This window comes from Pseudoduganella sp. RAF53_2, assembly GCF_052113985.1.
Taxonomy (GTDB): domain Bacteria; phylum Pseudomonadota; class Gammaproteobacteria; order Burkholderiales; family Burkholderiaceae_D; genus Rugamonas.
Genome location: NZ_JBFRDW010000567.1, coordinates 1 through 4,040, shown reverse-complemented (window position 1 = coordinate 4,040; position 4,040 = coordinate 1). Strand labels below are relative to the sequence as shown.

Annotated in this window: 5 protein-coding genes; 4 read left to right on the top strand and 1 reads right to left on the bottom strand. The window is 65.1% G+C overall.

Features of this window, described 5'->3' with window-relative positions; all coding sequences use genetic code 11:
* The 4 genes from AB4Z11_RS25475 to AB4Z11_RS25460 form a co-directional block, all read left to right on the top strand.
* On the top strand, window positions 1–543 hold a 543-nt coding region (locus tag AB4Z11_RS25475; protein ID WP_442028578.1), incomplete at its 5' end, for an SDR family oxidoreductase.
* A complete protein-coding gene (locus AB4Z11_RS25470; protein WP_442028577.1) occupies window positions 540–1,364 on the top strand; it encodes a biotin--[acetyl-CoA-carboxylase] ligase in 825 nt (274 codons plus the stop codon). The genes AB4Z11_RS25475 and AB4Z11_RS25470, both read left to right, overlap by 4 nt.
* Window positions 1,361–2,179 carry a type III pantothenate kinase gene (locus AB4Z11_RS25465; protein WP_442028575.1) on the top strand — a complete coding sequence of 273 codons (819 nt, stop codon included), beginning with the start codon at window positions 1,361–1,363 and terminating at the stop codon, window positions 2,177–2,179. Before AB4Z11_RS25470 ends, AB4Z11_RS25465 begins: the two co-directional genes overlap by 4 nt.
* Window positions 2,173–2,859, top strand: coding sequence for an SPOR domain-containing protein (locus tag AB4Z11_RS25460; protein WP_442028574.1), 687 nt, complete (start codon window positions 2,173–2,175; stop codon window positions 2,857–2,859). Before AB4Z11_RS25465 ends, AB4Z11_RS25460 begins: the two co-directional genes overlap by 7 nt.
* Window positions 2,860–2,879: 20 nt before the next feature.
* Here AB4Z11_RS25460 and AB4Z11_RS25455 read toward each other — a convergent pair whose 3' ends face one another.
* The gene (locus AB4Z11_RS25455) at window positions 2,880–3,983 is read right to left on the bottom strand and encodes a septal ring lytic transglycosylase RlpA family protein (protein ID WP_442028573.1); all 1,104 of its coding nucleotides are present in this window, start codon (window positions 3,981–3,983) and stop codon (window positions 2,880–2,882) included.
* Window positions 3,984–4,040: the final 57 nt, after the last annotated feature.

Below are 4,040 nucleotides of genomic sequence, written 5' to 3'. Positions count from 1 at the left end.
GGCGGCTGCGACGTGGTGATTGCCAATGCCGGCATTTCGCATGGCACGATCACCGAGCTGCCGGAGGATTTACCGGTGTTCGAATCCATCATTGCGACCAATGTCACGGCGACTGTCGCGACGTTCTCGCCGTTTGTAGCGCCAATGCGCGCGCAAGGTACGCCGGCGCGGCTGGTCGGCATTTCCAGCGTGGCTGGCGTACGCGGACTGCCGGGTGGCGGTGGCTACAGCGCATCCAAGGCGGCGGTGAAGATTTATTGCGAGTCGCTGCGCGTTGAGCTGCGCAGTTCGAACATTCGCGTGGTGACGATTGCGCCCGGCTATGTCGACACGCCGATGACGCAAGGGAATGCCTACGCCATGCCTTTCCTGATGGCGCCAGAGGCTTTCGCCGCCGCTGCGGCGCGCACTATCGAACGTGGGGCGAGCTATCGCGTGATCCCGTGGCAAGCGGGCATGATCGCCAGAGTGCTGCGCATGCTGCCCAATTTCCTGTATGACCTGGCATTTGCCAAGGCGCCGCACAAGGCGCGCAAGATATGAACGCTACTCCTGTTTCCGCTGACGCTATCGCGCAGCATCTGGCGACCAGCGCCAGCCATGTGGTCATTGAAGCCGTCGCGACGACCGGTTCCACCAATGCCGACTTGCTCGCGCGCGTGCCCGGTGCCGGGCCCAACGGCGGCCCATCCGGCGCGCCGTTGCGCGCTCCGGTCCTGCGTATCGCCGAGGAGCAAACCGCCGGTCGTGGCCGCGCGGGACGTCCGTGGCTATCCGCCGCCGGCGCCTCGCTGACCTTTTCGCTGGCCTGGCCATTCCGCTCACCTTTGCAACGCCTGGTCGGCCTGCCATTGGCGGTCGGCGTCGCCATCGCTGAAACGCTGGCGCAGCTCGGCGTGCCTGTGCAATTGAAATGGCCGAACGATGTGCTGAAGGATGGCGCCAAGCTGGCCGGTATTCTCGTTGAAACCCAATCCGCACCGGATGGCACGGTATGGGCGGTGATCGGCTGCGGCATGAACCTGTTGATGCCGGACGAATTGGAAGCGGCCATCGGCCGCAACGACATCTCGTCCGCGCCCTGGCTGGCGCGCATGGACCGCAACCCCTTAATGGCGCAGCTGCTCAGCCGCCTCGCCGCCGTGCTGTCCGAATTCGACGACGTCGGCTTCGCGGCTTTTGCCGAGCGCTGGAATGCACTGCAAGCCTGGCGCGGGCAGACCGTGAATATCCTCGACCAGGGCGCCATACAACAGCAAGGCCTGGCCGCCGGTGTGGACGAACATGGCCGCCTGCTGCTCGATACGCCGGCCGGCCGCGTGGCCGTGCTGTCCGGTGATGTATCGCTGAGGCTCGCATCATGAGCGCATTGCTGATCGACGCTGGCAATACCCGCATCAAATGGGCGCTCGCCGCCGACGATGCGGCCGCGTCCAGCGCGCCTCTCGGCACCTGGCTCGCCTTCGGCGCCGAATTCCACACCGACCTCCGCACCACCGCCGACACCGCCGCGCCCCGTCTCGCCACAAGCATTGCAGCATCCATCGCCGCGTCGGCTGGTGCGCGCATCGCGCGTGTGCTGATCGCGAACGTGGCAGGACAAGCCGTGCGCGACTTGCTGACTGCCGCGCTGGCCGATCCGTCGCTGGCCATCGCGCCGGACGCCATCGAATGGTTCGCTTCCGTGCCAAGCCGCGCCGGCGTGCGCAATGCCTACCGCAATCCGCTGCAACTGGGCTGCGACCGCTTCGCCGCAGCGATCGCCGCGCATGCGCTGTGTCCCGGCAAAGCCATCGTGGTCGCCAACTGCGGTACCGCCACGACCATCGATGCGATCACGCCAGACGGCACCTTCCTGGGCGGCATGATCCTGCCCGGCCTGGGACTGATGGCCAGTTCGCTGGCAAAGAACACCGCTCAGCTGCCGCAAATCGCACCAGGCGCCAGGCTGCCTGAAGGCTTTGCCGACAACACCGGCGACGCCATCCTGACCGGCTGCCTGGCTGCGCAGGCAGGCGCCATCGAACGTGCATATGAGCTGCACCAGGCCGTAGAATGTATTATTTCCGGCGGCGCTGCACCTTATGTGTCGCCAGCGGTACCGGTGCCGCATCGCCATGTGGAGAATATTGTGCTGATCGGCCTGCAGGCCGTGCTGAACAAGGAAAGACCGTGCTGAAACTGATCTTCTTCCTGCTGCTCGCTGCGAACGCCGCCCTTTTCGCTTACGGCAGGGGCTATCTCGGCCATTTCAGCGGCAACGAGCACGAACCGGCACGCCTGAAGAATCAACTGAACTCGGACAAGCTGCACGTCATCAGCGCCGACGAAGCCAATGCCGCGGTGGCAGCCGCCGCGCCGCCTCCACCAGTGCCGCGCGACGAACCGGCAGCAACCGGCTGCCTGGAAGTCGGCAATTTCCAGCTCGCCGATGCGCGCCGCTTTGAAGAGCGTGTGGGTCCGCTGGAACTGGGCGACCGCCAGGTGCGCAAGAATCTGCCGGGCCAGGAAATCAGCAGCTACATCGTCCACATTCCGCCGCAAGGCAGCAAGGAAGCCGCCGACAAGAAAGCCGCTGAACTGCGCGGCCTGGGGGTGACCAATTACTTCATCCTGAACGAAAGCTCGCCGCTGCGCTGGGGTATTTCGCTGGGTGTGTTCCGCACTGAAGCGGCCGCAGAAGCGCAGCTCGCAGCGCTGGTGAAGCAAGGCGTGCACAGCGCCAAAGTCGCGCCGCGCTACACGGGCAGCAAGCAGCTGTTCTATCAATTCCGCGATATCAGCGCCGACACCAAGTCGCGCCTGGAAAAGATCGCCGCCAAGTTCCCCGATCAGGAAACCCGCGCCTGCAGCAAGTAACCGGCTAGCCGGCTAGCCGGCTAGCGCTGGATGATGATCGGCTTCAGTCGCAACGCCGATGGGATGCGCTTGACCGCATCCTGAGCGTCCTTGCGCGTGGCATGCGGGCCGCCATACAGCCGGTACACCGAGCCTGCCTGCACGACCGTGAARTTGTCTTCCGCGTCTGCCGCAGACAGCTTGTCGCGCATTGCGTCCGCGGCTTCAGCGCGCGTGTAGGCACCCAGCTGGAGATAGAAACCGCTGTCCAAGGCCGCCGCCGCCGTGCCACCGGTGCGCTGCACGTTGGCGCTGTCCGGCGCGACGCCATTGCCGCCGCCGAGCATCATTGCCTCCACATCGGCAGGAGCGCCGCCGGAAGCCAGCATGGGCGCAGCCTTCGGCAATGGCACGGCACGCGACGATGCCGATGTCGTGGCCGGGGCCGAGTCGGCAGGCGCCGCGGCGCCGGTGCTCGTGACGGGCGATGCGCTGCCGCTCTTGCGCGCCGCAATGATCTGTTCAATATCCGACGGCAGCAAGTGCACTACTTCCAGCTCGCTGCTGCCATTCGCCAGCAGGCCCAGTTTCAGCGCAGCGGTGAAAGACACGTCGATCACGCGCGTGGAATGGAAAGGCCCGCGGTCATTGATGCGCACCACAACGGTCTTGCCGTTGCTCATATTCGTCACGCGTGCATAGGACGGAATCGGCAGCGTGGGGTGCGCCGCCGTCATCTTGTACATATCGTAGATTTCGCCGGACGAGGTGCGCTGTCCGTGGAACTTCTTGCCATACCAGGTGCCCAGACCGCGCACGGTGTAAGGCTGATCCATCGGCGTTGGGGTGTACGTCTTGCCGAACACGGTGTAAGGTTTGTTCGATCGCGGCAGCAGCGGATCGAGGCGCACTTCGGCGTCCGGTACATCCATCAGGCCAGGAGGAGGATTCTCGCCGGGACCATCATCGAGGTAGTAGCCGCCACGGCCCGAATTGGCAGGCGGCAGCACCGGCATGCCCGGTTCGCGGATGGAAGACTTGGCTGGCGGCGGAATGCGCGGCGTCGTGGTCGTTGTCGGCGTGGTGCCACACGCCGCCAGCAGCAGCGCTAGCAACAGCGGCGAACAAGCGTAAATGCGCTTCATGTCTGCACCAGCTTACGGTGGCGCTGAATGCTCATCAGGATGCCGGAACCCAGCCCC

Excerpts from the sequence above, each read along its gene's own strand:
- AB4Z11_RS25470 (WP_442028577.1), top strand. The coding sequence starts at position 540 with ATGAACGCTACTCCTGTTTCCGCTGACGCTATCGCGCAGCATCTGGCG.
- AB4Z11_RS25465 (WP_442028575.1), top strand. The coding sequence starts at position 1,361 with ATGAGCGCATTGCTGATCGACGCTGGCAATACCCGCATCAAATGGGCG.